The sequence below is a fragment of the Marinomonas polaris DSM 16579 genome (genome assembly GCF_900129155.1).
GTDB lineage: Bacteria > Pseudomonadota > Gammaproteobacteria > Pseudomonadales > Marinomonadaceae > Marinomonas > Marinomonas polaris.
This window is the reverse complement of sequence record NZ_FQVF01000024.1, coordinates 1-14,586: the sequence shown is the minus strand read 5'-3', so window position 1 is coordinate 14,586 and position 14,586 is coordinate 1. Positions and strand designations below refer to the sequence as shown.

Genomic DNA, 14,586 nt, shown 5'->3' with positions numbered 1-14,586 from the left:
TAGCATTTGTACATTTTACTTTCTCAAAACATAGTATGTTTATTGTAAATAAAATATAGGTGGCGTTCGATAGAAGAATTGAAACGAAAGGTGTCTGTTCGTGACTTTTGTACTAAAACGGTTACATGAGCGTTTAATAGTTTGACGTTTTAACTATTTAGAAAGTGTATGTGTGTTTATAGGGCTAAATGTCAAAATCAATAAACCGAAAAAAGCAATAGCAGCACCTACCCAAATGGTTATTGTTAGCTGGTAGCCGAACGATAACGCTATTCCAGCAGTAAAGCTGCCAAACATGATACCTAAAGTTATCATTGACGCATGTAGCGTGTTGATAAATGCACGACCGCCTTGAGGCAATTCCATTAATCGACTGACCATGGCAGGGTTTAGGCTTACGCCACATAACCCGAGCAGTAAAGTACAGGTTATTGCTAGCCAATGATAATCATTAAAAAGGGCAAATATACACAGATTGACAATTAGAAAACTGATGCCTATTACGAGCGTTCTTTTTGTATTTTTCGCTGCCATTTTAGCAACCAAATTGTTTCCGATGAGCATAATGCCACCGTATGCAAAGAGAATTAATGTGATGCTGTTTTGAGATATTCCAGATGTTTCATTGAGAATAGGGACTATATAGCTAAACGGAGCGTATACGGCACCAATGATACAGAAACTGGTACAAAACACCCACCAAAGCCGAGTATCAAAAATAGCGCCTAATTCTTTTCTAAGAGGTTGTGGTGGTTCGGGCGAAAGATCGGGTAGGGTCAAGTGTGTCAATAAAGCACTGATACTTGCCAGACCTACAACAAGGAAAAAACTGGTTTGCCAGTTGCTGTATTCAGACACTACTTTAGCCAGCGGCAAGCCTATGATGGTGCCAAGCATAATACCTGCTAATACCGTTGATATGGCTTTAAGTTTGCTATCTGAATTGACAAGTCGAGCTGATAAGCCAATAGAAACACCAAAAAATGCACCTGAAACCATGCCTGTTATAGATCGAGCGATGACTAGTTGGCTAAAAGTATTCGAAAAACCGCCAAGTAGTTCACCTAAAATAAAGATGATGTAGAGCATCATCAAGGTTTTTTTAACGGCTAGTCTAGAAACTAATATCGCCAATATGGGGCCACCAATGGCCATACTAGCAGCAAAAATAGAAACTAAATATCCTGCCTGAGCGATGCTGATCGTCAACGCTGCTGCTAATTGTTCCATCATGCCTAATACTTGTAGTTCGCAACTGATCATAATGAAAATGCCAAAACTCAGCATATAAACACTAATGGGTAGTGGTGTTCGCATTTCTCTCTCCAACATAGTTTTAAGTTGTGAGATTATCTTTAATGATTTAAGTTTGATAAATGCAATTAAATCATTTGAGTAATGAATAAAATCATGGAATACGATCTTAATGCTGTAAGGCAATTTATTAAAGTGGCTGAAAATCTGAGTTTTACTGTTGCCGCTCAACAATTAGATGTGACTCAATCTGGTATCTCTAGAGCAGTCAATCGATTGGAATCCCAGTTAGGTCTTCGCCTATTGCACCGTAATACGCGTAATTTAAAGTTAACAGTAGATGGCGAGTTATTTTTAAAACGTGTTAAGCCGTTAGTTGGCGGCCTTGAAGAGGCGCATCAAGAGTTACTGGAATATGGGCTTGAACCTAAAGGCAGTTTGAAGATTAGCGCACCATCAGCATTTGGCCGGGTTGTTGTTATGCCTATTGTCGCTAAATTATTGGATGAGTACCCACAGCTCACCATAGAGTTGGTATTAACTGATCGAGTGGTTGATCTGGTAGGCGAAGGGTTTGATGCTGTCATTCGTAGCGGAAATATTCAGGATAGCCGAGTGATTGCGCGGCCTCTTAAGGCAGCTGATTGGGTGACGGTTGCATCACCAAAATATCTTGAATCTTATGGCTCCCCAAAGGAGTTAGAGGAATTGGCTACACATAATTGCATGCAAGTTAGAAATCCAGCTACTGGGCAATTATTTCCTTGGACATTTCGGAATAATGAGAAAGATGCTGACTTTCCCATTAGAGGAAGCTTAGTTGTTGATCATGGAGATCCTTTAGTAGAAGCCGCGTTATTGAGTATTGGTATGGCACAATTGATGACTTTTTTCGTAGAGGATTATTTGAAAGACGGGTTGTTGACGCCCGTTTTAAATGAATATGCTCGATCATCGACGCCTTTAACACTTCTCTATCCATCCGCTCGACATCGATCAGCCAAGTTAATGATGTTTCGTGATGCGCTGCTTGAGCACTGGGGTGGTCGTGAGTGTGAGTAAATAAAAATGAATTTATATGATAAATATGATCATAAAAATGAGATATTTATCTTTTAGTTTGAAGTTCCCCTTATTTGTTTTTGATGCTGTTTTATGCGGAACTAAAAAAGGCGAATCATCGCTGATTCGCCTTTTTCGTTTCTAGTGCTTTTTATGGGCTTCGAAGATTAGCCTTCGTAGCTGTCTATTGGTGGGCATTCGCAGAATAGGTTTCGGTCACCGTAGACGTTGTCGATACGGCCAACTGGTGGCCAGTATTTGCGTGCTTTGATCCAAGTAAGTGGATAAGCGGCTTCTTTGCGTGAGTACGCATGCGTCCATTCCATATCTAGAAGACTGTCTGCTGTGTGTGGCGCATTAACTAGCGGGTTATCTTCTAGTGGCCATTCGCCAGCTTGTACCTTGCTGATCTCTTTACGAATCTGAATCATGGAGTCGCAGAAGCGATCTAGTTCTTCAAGGTTTTCAGATTCTGTTGGTTCGATCATTAACGTACCAGCAACAGGGAAGGACATGGTTGGTGCGTGGAAACCAAAGTCCATCAAGCGTTTAGCGATGTCTTCTTCACTGATGCCTGACTCTGCTTTTAGTGGACGAATGTCGATAATACACTCGTGTGCCACAGTACCGTTTTTGCCAGTGTAAAGAACAGGGTAATGCTCGCCTAAGCGTTTAGCGATGTAGTTAGCATTCAAAATGGCGTTGAAGGTTGCATCACGCAAGCCTTTGTCCCCCATCATTTTAATGTACATCCAAGTGATCACAAGGATGCTTGCACTGCCGTACGGTGCTGCAGATACTGCGCCGTGTTGCTCAAGCATACCCATAACTGGCGCAACAGCGTGACCCGGTAGGAAAGGTGCAAGGTGAGATTTAACACCAATTGGACCCATGCCAGGACCGCCACCACCATGTGGGATGCAGAATGTTTTGTGTAGGTTAAGGTGAGAAACATCACCACCGAATGTGCCCGGAGGCGCGACGCCCACAAGTGCGTTTAAGTTCGCGCCATCAATGTACACTTGGCCGCCGAATTTATGAACGATGTCACAGACTTCACGAATGTGTTCTTCGAATACACCGTGAGTAGATGGATAAGTCGCCATGATGCAGCTAAGTTGTGCTGCATGCTTCTCTGCTTTTTCAGCAAGATCTACCAAATCAATGTTGCCGTTTTCGTCACATTTAACAATCACAACTTTCATGCCGGCAAGAGCAGCAGAAGCTGGGTTTGTTCCATGTGCAGAGCTTGGAATCAAACATACATCGCGGTCATGATCGCCACGAGATTTGTGGTATTTATCGATAGCGATAAGGCCAGCGTATTCACCTTGTGCACCAGAGTTTGGTTGCAAAGACACTGTGTCGTAGCCTGTTGCTTTAGATAGCATCTCGACAAGCTCTTGCAATAATGCGTGATAGCCAGCAACTTGATTGCTTGGTGCAAACGGATGAATACGACCGAATTCAGCCCAAGTAACAGGAATCATTTCAGAGGCAGCGTTTAGCTTCATTGTACAAGAGCCAAGAGGAATCATGCTTTGGTTTAGTGCGATATCTTTCACTTCCAATTGGTGCATGTAGCGCATCAATTCGGTTTCGCTGTGATGGCTGTTAAATACTGGGTGAGTCAGGATGGCATCTTGACGTAGCATCGAAGCATCAAAACCGTATGCTGTTTCAGTGTTAGCAATGTCTTCTAACGATAGTTCTGCACCGAAACATTCAGCCAAATCGATAAGATCATTTGGCGTGATGGTTTCGTTTAGTGCGACAGATATTTGGCCTTCAGACACTTTGTAGAAGTTCATTAACTTCGCAGCGCCTTTTGCCATGATACTGTCTGTTTGATCGCCAGTGTTGACGATAACGGTATCAAAGTAGCTTGTGTTCGTTGTGAAGCCTTGCTTTTTAATAGCGTTAGCAAAGCAGCTTGTCAACGCAGCAATGCGATTAGCGATTTTCTTAAGGCCAGCAGGGCCGTGATAAACTGCATAAAAGCCAGCCATCATGGCAAGCAATGCTTGAGCGGTACAAATGTTTGAAGTCGCTTTTTCACGGCGAATGTGTTGCTCGCGGGTCTGCATTGCCATGCGAAGTGCTGGTTTTCCATGACTGTCTTTAGATACGCCGATAACGCGACCTGGCATAGAACGTTTAAATGCGTCTTTCGTTGCCAGGAAAGCAGCGTGAGGTCCACCAAAGCCCATCGGCACACCAAAGCGTTGTGCAGAACCGAATACAATGTCAGCGCCCATTTCACCAGGAGATTTCAATAGAACAAGAGAAAGTAGATCTACAGCGATACTGACAAGAGCATCTTGTTCATGTGCATGTGCAATAACAGAACTCAAATCAGTAACAGTGCCGTCAATTCCTGGGTATTGGAAGATGGCGCCAAAGACATCGTGTTGTGCAAAGTTAGCGATATCATCAACGATGACTTCTATGTCTAGTAGCTCGGCACGGGTTTTAACAACGTCAATTGTTTGTGGCAAGCAGTGACTCGCAACGAATAGCTTGTCACTTTTCTTGCGGTTTGAGCGTTTCATTAGTGTCATGGCTTCGGCAGCAGCCGTTGCTTCATCTAACAAAGAAGCGTTAGATATTTCCATGCCAGTTAGGTCGATGATGACTTGTTGAAAGTTTAATAGCGCTTCCAAACGACCTTGAGAAATCTCTGGTTGGTAAGGTGTGTACGCGGTATACCAACCTGGATTTTCGAGTAAGTTACGCAAAATAGGGGATGGCACATGTGTGTCGTGATAACCCATGCCGATAAAAGAACGCGCCACTTTGTTTTGATTGGCGATGGCTTTTAACTGCACAAGTGCTTCGCTTTCGCTAACAGGTTTAGCTGAAAGGTCTAGATTTGCTTGACGAATGGCTTCTGGAACCGTTTTTTCGATTAGTTCTGGAAGGCTATTTATGCCGATTGTTGCTAGCATTTTGGCTTGTTCTGTTTCATCAGGGCCAATGTGGCGAGCAATAAATTCATCGTTATTTAACAAATCGCGGATGCACGAGGTCATGGTTTAATCACCTATTAAGATAAAATCTGGGAGATTAGGCTCTCAATACAGAATAGAGGGAGAGCCTATAGTTGAGACTATTCGATAGTGGCTGAATAGCCTGCAGCATCAAGTAGTTTATCAAGATCAGCTGTGTTGCTTAGCTTGATTTTAGCAATCCAAGCGCCTTCATATGGTGCTTCGTTGATTAGCTCTGGCGCATCGTTAAGTGCATCATTCACTTCAATCACTTCGCCATTAACAGGTGCATAAATGTCAGAAGCGGCTTTTACAGACTCTACAAGAGAGAACTGTTCTGTAGCGGTTACTTCTGCGCCTACTTCTGGTAGCTCAACGTAAACAACGTCGCCTAGTAGATCTTGTGCATGATCGGTAATACCAACAGTTACTGTACCGTCACCGTTGTCTAAAACCCACTCATGAGAGTCTGCGTATTTTAGGTTATCTGGAATAGTGCTCATAGTATTTATGCCTCTTTAAAAAAATACCCAAGGAGGTTAAGCCTTGGGTATGTGATTTTAGCGGTAAAGTGGGAAGCGTTTACAAAGCTCTTTTACTTCTGCAAGCACTCGAGCTTCAACTTCAGGGTTGCCTTCTGGCATATCAACTAAACCGTCAAGTACGTCACTGATAAGATGACCCACTTTTTCGAACTCTTCAATACCAAAGCCGCGAGATGTTGCCGCTGGCGTTCCTACACGGATACCAGAGGTGATCATTGGTTTTTCAGTATCAAACGGGATACCGTTTTTATTGCAAGTAATGCCGGCGCGCTCTAGTGCTTTATCGACTATGTTACCTTTTAAGCCTTTAGGGCGAAGGTCAACTAGCATAAGATGAGTATCTGTTCCACCGGTAACAATATCACAACCGCGTTCGATCAAAACAGCAGCCAAGGCTTTAGCGTTAGCAACTACTTGGTCGATGTAAACTTTGAATTCTGGTTTAAGTGCTTCACCGAATGCAACTGCTTTACCAGCAATAACGTGCATTAGTGGACCACCTTGGTAGCCTGGGAATACTGCAGAGTTGATTTTTTTACCAAGTTCAAGATCGTTGGAAAGAATCATACCGCCACGTGGTCCACGCAGTGTTTTGTGCGTTGTTGTTGTAACAACATGGGCATGTGGTAGTGGAGACGGGTGAGCGCCTGTTGCAACAAGACCTGCGATGTGAGCCATGTCTACGAATAGGTAAGCGCCAACTTTGTCAGCAATTTCACGGAAACGTTTGAAATCAATAACGCGAGGAATAGCTGAACCACCCGCGATAATCATTTTAGGCTTGCATTCTATTGCTTGTGCTTCGATTGCATCGTAATCGATCAATAGTGTGTCAGGATTTACTTGGTATTGAATGGCATTGAACCATTTGCCAGACTGAGCTGGTGGCGCGCCGTGAGTCAAGTGACCGCCAGCATCCAAAGACATACCTAGGATTGTGTCGCCTGGTTGAAGTAGAGCAAGCATCACCGCGCCATTAGCTTGGGCGCCAGAGTGAGGCTGTACGTTTGCGAATTCACAGCTAAACAATTGCTTAGCACGATCTATAGCAAGTTGTTCAGTAACATCAACCGCTTCACAGCCACCGTAGTAACGACGATTCGGATAACCTTCTGCGTATTTGTTAGTTAGAACAGAACCTTGAGCTTCTAGAACTGCTTTTGAAGTGATGTTTTCAGATGCAATCAATTCAATACCAGTTTCTTGGCGTTCTTGCTCTTCAACGATTGTTGCAAAAAGCTCTGGATCTCGTTCAGCTAGAGTTTGGCTGAAAAAGGCTTCGGTGTTGGCCATGGGGTAATTCCTCTTAAATAAACATGTATGCCCAAAAGACAATGAGTCGTGCGTATAATAACACTAAGGCAGTCTAAGATGATGAAAAAAGATCATCTTTCTAAGAGCGTCAGTCATTGTTCGGTTTACGTCAATTTTGCTTATCATAATCAAAAAGTTTCCAATTGGAAACAGCAAAGGTGAGTCAATTATAAAGTTTGTTTGCCATTAAAGTTGACCGATCATTTAGATTTTTTATTGATATCTATTGGTTTTGATTGTAGATATTACCGAATAAATGTCGCTTAGTGCTTGTCAAAACAAGTTGCTTTTAGATACTCTGTTTCCAATTGGAAACAGACACTATCACAATTTTAATTAAGGTTTTCGTTATGAAACGTACTGCTCTATGTGATCTACATATCGCTTCTGGCGCTAGAATGGTTGAATTTGCTGGCTATGAAATGCCGGTTCAATATCCGTTGGGTGTAATGAAAGAGCATTTGTGGGCTCGTGAAAACGTGGGCTTGTTTGATGTATCGCACATGGGGCAGGTGATGCTGCGAGGCGAAAATGTAAAAACTGCACTTGAGGGTATTTTGCCTGTTGATGTACTTGGTTTGACAGAAGGTACGCAGCGCTACGGCATGTTTACTAACGAAAAAGGCGGTATTACAGATGATTTAATGTTTGCCAACTGGGGTGATGACGTTTTCATGGTAGTAAATGCGGGCTGTAAAGAGCAAGATTTTGCTTATTTGAAAGCGTCTTTGGTTGATTGTGACGTTGATGTTATTGACGATCGATCTTTGCTTGCCATTCAGGGTCCAAAAGCACGTGAAGTGTTTGCTCGTATAGTTCCTGATGCTTCCACGATGACGTTTATGCAAAGTCTAAAACTTGAGTGGCAAGGAATTGAGCTTTGGATTAGCTGCTCTGGTTACACTGGCGAAGATGGTTATGAGGTTTCCGTTCCAAATGATCATGCTGAAGCTTTCGCTAATGCTTTGTTGGCCTTTGATGAAGTTGAATGGATTGGCCTTGGTGCTCGTGACTCTTTACGTCTTGAAGCTGGCTTATGCTTGTATGGCCATGACATTGATACGACGACGACGCCAGTAGAAGCTTCTCTTAATTGGGCAATACAAAAAGTCCGTCGTTTAGAGGGTGATCGTGCTGGTGGTTTCCCAGGTGCAGATATTATATTGCCACAGTTTACGAATAAGCCAGCAAGAAAGCGTGTTGGTTTCTTGGTTGATGGGCGTGCGCCAGTCCGTGAAGGAGTTGAGATCACTGATGCTTCTGGAGAGGTAAAAGGTACAGTAACGAGTGGTGGTTTCTCGCCAACTCTTGCTCAGCCTATTGTCATGGCTTATGTATCGACTCAAGCTCTAGATGTTGACGAACCGTTGTTCGCTAATGTGAGAGGAAAAAGTATTCCACTGAAGCTAGCTGCGATGCCTTTTGTACCTTCTCGCTATTATCGCGGATAATTAGGTTAAGGTATTATTGAGCTTAGGGCTAAATTAAGCTCAATTTGAATTTCAAATAAAATGCGTTACGCGAAGCCTAGTTCTTTGCGTGGCGCGTTTTTGTTTCTTATGTGATAATTCTTTACTTTTGGAGTCTACAGTTGGCAAGTGCGACGCAGCTTGTGGAAGCCTTCAGTGCATGTTTCCTTTCAAGTTTTAATACCCGCCTTATTGGTGGAGCAGATGAACCTCTTTATTTGCCTGCTGAATTAAATGATTCGGCTGCTATATATTTTCGTTTTGATTATCCTTCAAGCGCGCTGCACGAAGTGAGTCATTGGTGTATTGCTGGTCACGAAAGACGATTGCTAGAGGATTATGGTTATTGGTACGAGTCAGATTCACGTAACCTTCAAACGCAAAAAGAGTTTGAGAAAGTGGAGGTGAAGCCTCAGGCAGTCGAATGTATTTTACATTGGTCGGCGGGGCTGCCTTTTCGCGTCAGCGTTGATAACTTGTCTATGCCCGAATATGACTCGAAAGGTTTTGAGCAGGCAGTTATGTCTCAGGTTGGCAAGTATATCGTTTCTGGTTTACCTGAAAGGGCTAAGACCTTTTCCAAGTATTTATTGGCGCAACGCCTTCCTGATCAAATATTTAATGAGTTTTTAAAGCGACAGTATGAAAATTATTGCAGATGAGAATATGCCAAACGCGAAAGCCTTGTTTTCGCATTTAGGTAATGTTGAGTTGGTAAATGGTCGAACATTAACGCACGAACAAGTAAAAGATGTGGATGTTCTTTTAGTGCGTTCGGTGACAAAAGTGACACAGGAGCTGCTTGAGGGGAGTTCAGTTCGTTTTGTCGGTAGTGCCACAATAGGTGTAGATCATATTGACTTGGATTATCTTGTTAAAGCAAATATTGCCTTTAGCAGTGCACCGGGATGCAATGCAGAAGCTGTGGCTGATTATGTCTTTAGTGGCTTAAGTCATCTTTATATGACGAAGCAATTCAGCTGGTTAAGTAAAAAAATTGGCGTCATTGGTTATGGTAATGTTGGAAAAACAGTTTATGACCGTTTTTCTCGTATGGGCTGCCAGGTGTGCGTTTATGATCCGCTTAAAGAAGAAGGTGATAGCTCGGCTAATTTTGTTTCTTTAGATGAAATTCTGTTATGTAATGTAATTTCTTTGCATGCTCCTTTAACTAGTTTGGGTGTATATCCGACAAAAGGAATGATTGGCAGTAAAGAGCTTGCCCAATTATCTGCTGGGACTGCTATTATTTCTGCTGGTCGAGGCGGTGTTATTGATGAGGTGGCGCTACTTAAACGACATAGTCAGCTGAATGGAGATCTTCATCTAATATTGGATGTATGGGATGGTGAGCCTTCTATTAATCAAAAGCTGGTTTCTATTGCTGATATCGCAACTCCCCATATTGCCGGTTATAGCAAGCAAGGTCGTGAAAAAGGCACATGGATGGTATATCAGGAATTGTGCCGTCATTTGGAGTTAAGCTCCGATGTTATTAGTAAAGATGTTATTAGTAAAAATGATGCTATCAGTACTGGGTGGTTTTCGTCTATTGATGTTGATTCGGCAGTATTGCTAGAAGAAATGCTCGCTCGAAGTATTCAAGCAATCTATGATGTTGCTAGAGATGATGTTAGATTGCGATATAAGTATCGAGAAAATAAAGAAAAAAATGTCTTTGACTGGTTGCGAAAGCATTACGTAGAAAGAGATGAATTAAATACTTGTTTGATTCGTGCTAATAATAATGATGCGTGCAATCTTATGGGTGCCGCTGGTTTTTCAGTAGACAATAAATCATGACTAAGGTAGTTGCATGGCTGGAGTAATGCAGGTCGATCTAGGAGATCTTGATGTACCAATAGGGACGAATGTGCAAATTGAGTTTATTTCTCCCCCAGGGCGTTACATGGTGAAGGTTCTTGGTAACATCCCAAAAAGCTCATTGATTGTGTCTTGCCCAAAATTAAATGGAAAAAATATATTGGTGAGAGATAGTCAGGTGGTTAATGTTCGCTTGATGTTGAGCACTCATGTTTGTGCGTTTTCAAGCAAGATTGCCAAAAGTTATATGGAGCCCGCAGCTCACCTCCATATTGCTTATCCAAGTTATGTAGAAACGTCCGAAGTCAGACAGGCCGCTCGTGTTGAGGCTCGTCTTATATCTAACATAGAGCCAAATACTTTATCAACGTCAATTAGCGAATCTTCTTCTGCTATTATCATTGATTTGAGTTTGGGGGGGGCTAAGTTAATATCTAAAGAAGATTTTGGTTCGGTTAACCAGACAATGCGTCTGGCCTGTAATGTTAAGATAGGATCTTATAACCACATTCTTAAATTGGATTGTGAGATTAGATCGCAAGAAATTCAGATGCTTGAGCAAGTTCAGGCTACACTAGTTGATAATGATTTCTTGAGTCGTATGGGGGTGGAGTACTTCTATGTCTATGGCGTTCGTTTTGTGGATGTCTCAAAAGATGTAGGTATTCCGCTAATCGCTTTTATTCTAGAGTCCTTACGTAACAAAACAAAATAACCCCCTGCTTTCTTTATCTTTATTTAACCAACAAAAACGCCAGCATGCGCTGGCGTTTTTGTATTGTAGTGCTTTGATATTAAAGTGCTTGAAGCGCTTTAATGCGATCTTCAATCGGTGGGTGGCTTGAAAACAATTCCCCCATCGTAGGTTTTTTTCCACGACGAATGCCGAAGGCAAGCATAGAATCTGGCATACGGCTTTCTTCGTGCTCTTGTTGTAATCTCGCAAGGGCTGCAATCATTGCGCCTTTGCCTGCCAATCTAGCACCTGCTTCGTCCGCTCTGAATTCGCGAAAGCGAGAAAACCACATAACTATCATAGAGGCTAGGATGCCGAAGATGATTTCAAATACAAATGTCGCGATGTAGTAGCCCCAGCCAACGGAACCTTCATTGTCGTCTTTGCGTAGAAATTGATCGACAGCATAAGCTGCAATACGAGCAAAAAACATAACGAACGTATTAACGACGCCTTGGATAAGAGAGAGTGTAATCATATCGCCATTTGCCACATGACCAATTTCATGACCAAGAACCGCTTTGATTTCATCGGGAGAGAAGCGATCTAGCATTCCACTTGAAACCGCAACTAGTGCATCATTTTTGTTCCAGCCTGTCGCGAACGCATTAGCTTCGTGTGCAGGGAAGATTGCCACTTCTGGCATTTTAATCCCTGCTTTTTGTGAAAGCTCTTTGACAGTATCGAGTAGCCATACTTCTTTATGATTACGAGGCTGTTCAATAACCACTGCGCCTGATCCACGCTTTGCCATCCACTTTGAAAGAAGAAGTGAGATCAAGCTACCCGTAAAGCCAAATACACCGCAGAAAATAAGCAGTGATGTGAAGTTTAGGCCATTGCTGGTCATGTAACCGTTGACGCCTAAAAGACTTAAGACAATACCCGCTACCACCATGACAGCTAAGTTTGTCAGTAAAAACAGAATAATACGCATCACTATGCTCCTTAAAAGACTGTTAAGGAGCATAGTAGGGCTTTATTGGATTATTTCAAGAGAGGATTAGCGCTTTCTCAATCGACCAAGAAACGCAGCAAACCTATCCATGGCGGGTGTTAGCTCTTCAATATGAGGAAGGAAGACAAAGCGGACATGGTCTGGTGTTGGCCAGTTGAATCCCGTGCCTTGAACTATAAGTACTTTCTCTTCTCGCAAGAATTGTAAAACAAGATCCATGTCATTTTTGATTTTGTACATTTTGGAATCGAGTCTTGGGAATAAGTACAGGGCGCCTTCAGGTTTATGGCAGTGAACGCCCGGGATAGAGTCTAGTGCTTCCCATGCCACCTTGCGTTGTTCATAGAAGCGACCTCCAGGGACAATTAACTCATTTATGCTCTGGTATCCGCCTAATGCAGTTTGTACGGCGTGTTGGGCTGGTACGTTGGCGCACAAGCGCATAGAGCTAAGTATGTCTAGTCCTTCTATATAGTCACTTATTCCACTACGATCTCCGGTTATCACCATCCAGCCTGAACGGAAGCCCGCTGTACGATACACTTTCGATAACCCGCCGAAGGTAATGCAGGGGGCTCTTCCTTCTGTCAGTGTGGCAGTAGGTATGTGCTGAGCTTCGTCATAGAGGATTTTGTCGTATATTTCATCTGAAAAGATCAGTAGGTTGTGTTCTTCTGCAAGGTTAACAATAGACTCAAGGATGTCTTTTTCATAAACAGCACCCGTTGGGTTGTTTGGGTTAATAATGACAATGGCTTTTGTTTTGTTGGAGATTTTTGAGCGGATATCGTTAATATCTGGTTGCCAACCTGAACCCTCGTCACACAAGTAGTGTTTCACGTAGCCGCCAGCTAATGTCGCGGCTGCAGTCCAAAGAGGGTAGTCGGGCGCTGGTATTAATATTTCGTCGCCATCGTTTAATAGGCCTTGCATAGCCATAACGATAAGTTCACTGACGCCGTTCCCCATCCATACGTAATTTACGTCAGCAGTTTTGATGCCCATGGCTTGGTACTTTTGCATTACCGCTTTTCGGGCTGAAAAAAGACCTTTTGATTCACAGTAGCCTTGAGAAGTTGGTAAGTTACGAATCACATCAACAAGGATTTCATCAGGCGCTTCAAATCCAAATGGGGCAGGGTTGCCTATATTTAATTTGAGTATACGTTGACCTTCTTCTTCCATTCGTACAGCTTCTTTTAAGACTGGACCACGGATTTCATAACATATATTGGCTAGTTTGTTTGATTTACGAATTTGCACCACTTTATCCTTACTGCAGCTGGGCGGAGAAAATACTAACTTTACTCTTTACTTGAGCGCATTCAAGGTGAGTGCTTGATATATAGCTAAAAAAATAGTCTAGATGTGCTTATGTTCTAGATGGGCTGAGTGAGGTGTGGATATTCATAGCAATTAAAAGGCCAAACTGATGCGTCATCAGTTTGGCCTTTTGGTTTTATTTATCTTAGCCTGAAATAGTGCCCCGTGATGGAGTGGGTTTTATTTAAGTAGGGCAATAATATTTGGATCACTTAAGAGGCGATTAACTGTTTGGCTGGCAAGTGCGTTCATATCGTCTTGGATTGCTTGTTGGTAAGGCATAGTGCCGTACTCTCTAACTTTTTGAGATCCATAGTTGGCTTTATAGGTTTGACCTTTGGCTGCTAATGTTGCCTTTAACTCAAACTCTAAAGTGGCGACTGTCTTTAATGTTTCTACTTTAGTTGTATAACTCATCTTAGTAATTTCAATTTGCAGATCTGCAGCTGGCATTAGTCCTTGGTCTGGAGTGAAGCCCATTTTACGCAAGCCACTTAGTACACTGTCCTTAACGCTTTGTTTTACATCATTTGTTGTGAAAATGTCAGCTCGTTCATTAATGCCTGTTTTAATAGAGCCAACGGCATTGGTCAGTTTTGTGCTGGTGGTCACATCTATAACTCTTTCATTAGAGAGGGTTGCAGTTTTAACGTTTTCTTGTGGAGTGATGCTTATATAGTGCGTTGTAGAGCAGCCAGCTAATAAAAGCGTTGAAAGGGATAGTGTTAAAAATAGTTGTTTGTTTAGCATAATAGCTCCGATCAGATTGATTTCTAAAGCGACTTTTTTTCTAAGTAGCTTAAATTAATGAAAAAAACTGTTGATTTTCAGATTGGTAACAGTAATATACGCACCCGCTCACACAGCAAGATTAAAACGTTGTCCCATTCGTCTAGAGGCCTAGGACACCGCCCTTTCACGGCGGTAACAGGGGTTCGAACCCCCTATGGGACGCCATCCTTTCACACGGTTGGCTGTATAGTCTACATAAAATTAGTGCTGGATGAGAAGTTTTTTGCGGGAATAGCTCAGTGGTAGAGCACAACCTTGCCAAGGTTGGGGTCGCGAGTTCGAGCCTCGTTTCCCGCTCCACTTTCTTTAAGTAGAAAGT

At 42.6% G+C, this 14,586-nt stretch carries 12 protein-coding genes and 2 tRNA genes; 7 read left to right on the top strand and 7 right to left on the bottom strand.

Annotated features, from left to right (window positions below; genetic code table 11):
- Positions 1-153: 153 nt before the first annotated feature.
- Entirely contained in the window at positions 154-1,317 is a 1,164-nt protein-coding gene (locus BUA59_RS20445; RefSeq protein ID WP_072841671.1) for an MFS transporter, read from the bottom strand.
- Positions 1,318-1,410: 93 nt separating this feature from the next.
- Here BUA59_RS20445 and BUA59_RS20440 point away from each other — a divergent pair, with 93 nt between their 5' ends.
- Positions 1,411-2,316 (top strand): LysR family transcriptional regulator, encoded by a 906-nt coding sequence (locus BUA59_RS20440; protein WP_245813209.1) that lies wholly within the window; start codon positions 1,411-1,413, stop codon positions 2,314-2,316.
- Between the two features lie 167 nt (positions 2,317-2,483).
- On the opposite strand, the gene gcvP is transcribed toward BUA59_RS20440, so the two are convergent.
- From gcvP to glyA, 3 genes are all read right to left on the bottom strand, one after another.
- A complete protein-coding gene (gene gcvP, locus BUA59_RS20435) occupies positions 2,484-5,348 on the bottom strand; it encodes an aminomethyl-transferring glycine dehydrogenase (RefSeq protein ID WP_072841667.1) in 2,865 nt (954 codons plus the stop codon).
- Positions 5,349-5,425: 77 nt separating this feature from the next.
- Entirely contained in the window at positions 5,426-5,809 is a 384-nt protein-coding gene (gcvH, locus tag BUA59_RS20430) for a glycine cleavage system protein GcvH (RefSeq protein WP_072841665.1), read from the bottom strand.
- Positions 5,810-5,866: 57 nt separating this feature from the next.
- Complete coding sequence (gene glyA / locus BUA59_RS20425; protein ID WP_072841663.1) at positions 5,867-7,144, bottom strand: serine hydroxymethyltransferase; 1,278 nt, start codon at positions 7,142-7,144, stop codon at positions 5,867-5,869.
- Positions 7,145-7,515: 371 nt separating this feature from the next.
- Here glyA and gcvT point away from each other — a divergent pair, with 371 nt between their 5' ends.
- The 4 genes from gcvT to BUA59_RS20405 all read left to right on the top strand — a co-directional run bounded on the left by gcvT (position 7,516) and on the right by BUA59_RS20405 (position 11,173).
- A complete protein-coding gene (gcvT, locus tag BUA59_RS20420; RefSeq protein WP_072841662.1) occupies positions 7,516-8,616 on the top strand; it encodes a glycine cleavage system aminomethyltransferase GcvT in 1,101 nt (366 codons plus the stop codon).
- Between the two features lie 140 nt (positions 8,617-8,756).
- Complete coding sequence (locus BUA59_RS20415; protein WP_072841660.1) at positions 8,757-9,296, top strand: elongation factor P hydroxylase; 540 nt, start codon at positions 8,757-8,759, stop codon at positions 9,294-9,296.
- Positions 9,277-10,437 carry a 4-phosphoerythronate dehydrogenase gene (locus BUA59_RS20410; protein WP_072841658.1) on the top strand — a complete coding sequence of 387 codons (1,161 nt, stop codon included), beginning with the start codon at positions 9,277-9,279 and terminating at the stop codon, positions 10,435-10,437. The genes BUA59_RS20415 and BUA59_RS20410 overlap by 20 nt, the downstream gene beginning before the upstream one ends.
- Positions 10,438-10,450: 13 nt before the next feature.
- Complete coding sequence (locus BUA59_RS20405) at positions 10,451-11,173, top strand: flagellar brake protein (RefSeq protein ID WP_072841656.1); 723 nt, start codon at positions 10,451-10,453, stop codon at positions 11,171-11,173.
- Between the two features lie 79 nt (positions 11,174-11,252).
- Here BUA59_RS20405 and htpX read toward each other — a convergent pair whose 3' ends face one another.
- The 3 genes from htpX to BUA59_RS20390 form a co-directional block, all read right to left on the bottom strand.
- Positions 11,253-12,134 (bottom strand): protease HtpX, encoded by an 882-nt coding sequence (htpX, locus tag BUA59_RS20400; protein WP_072841654.1) that lies wholly within the window; start codon positions 12,132-12,134, stop codon positions 11,253-11,255.
- Between the two features lie 63 nt (positions 12,135-12,197).
- Positions 12,198-13,415, bottom strand: coding sequence for a pyridoxal phosphate-dependent aminotransferase (locus BUA59_RS20395; protein ID WP_084122593.1), 1,218 nt, complete (start codon positions 13,413-13,415; stop codon positions 12,198-12,200).
- Positions 13,416-13,655: 240 nt separating this feature from the next.
- On the bottom strand, positions 13,656-14,225 hold the full coding sequence (locus tag BUA59_RS20390; RefSeq protein ID WP_012069971.1) for a YajG family lipoprotein: 570 nt from the start codon (positions 14,223-14,225) through the stop codon (positions 13,656-13,658).
- Between the two features lie 131 nt (positions 14,226-14,356).
- On the opposite strand from BUA59_RS20390, the gene BUA59_RS20385 reads away from it, so the two are divergent.
- Together BUA59_RS20385 and BUA59_RS20380 are read left to right on the top strand one after the other, a co-directional pair.
- Positions 14,357-14,432, top strand: a tRNA-Glu gene (locus tag BUA59_RS20385).
- Between the two features lie 60 nt (positions 14,433-14,492).
- Positions 14,493-14,567 (top strand) — tRNA-Gly (locus BUA59_RS20380).
- Positions 14,568-14,586: the final 19 nt, after the last annotated feature.

Excerpts from the sequence above, each read along its gene's own strand:
- BUA59_RS20445 (WP_072841671.1), bottom strand. The coding sequence starts at position 1,317 with ATGCGAACACCACTACCCATTAGTGTTTATATGCTGAGTTTTGGCATT.
- BUA59_RS20440 (WP_245813209.1), top strand. The coding sequence starts at position 1,411 with ATGGAATACGATCTTAATGCTGTAAGGCAATTTATTAAAGTGGCTGAA.
- gcvP (WP_072841667.1), bottom strand. The coding sequence starts at position 5,348 with ATGACCTCGTGCATCCGCGATTTGTTAAATAACGATGAATTTATTGCT.
- gcvH (WP_072841665.1), bottom strand. The coding sequence starts at position 5,809 with ATGAGCACTATTCCAGATAACCTAAAATACGCAGACTCTCATGAGTGG.
- glyA (WP_072841663.1), bottom strand. The coding sequence starts at position 7,144 with ATGGCCAACACCGAAGCCTTTTTCAGCCAAACTCTAGCTGAACGAGAT.
- gcvT (WP_072841662.1), top strand. The coding sequence starts at position 7,516 with ATGAAACGTACTGCTCTATGTGATCTACATATCGCTTCTGGCGCTAGA.
- BUA59_RS20410 (WP_072841658.1), top strand. The coding sequence starts at position 9,277 with ATGAAAATTATTGCAGATGAGAATATGCCAAACGCGAAAGCCTTGTTT.
- BUA59_RS20405 (WP_072841656.1), top strand. The coding sequence starts at position 10,451 with ATGGCTGGAGTAATGCAGGTCGATCTAGGAGATCTTGATGTACCAATA.
- BUA59_RS20390 (WP_012069971.1), bottom strand. The coding sequence starts at position 14,225 with ATGCTAAACAAACAACTATTTTTAACACTATCCCTTTCAACGCTTTTA.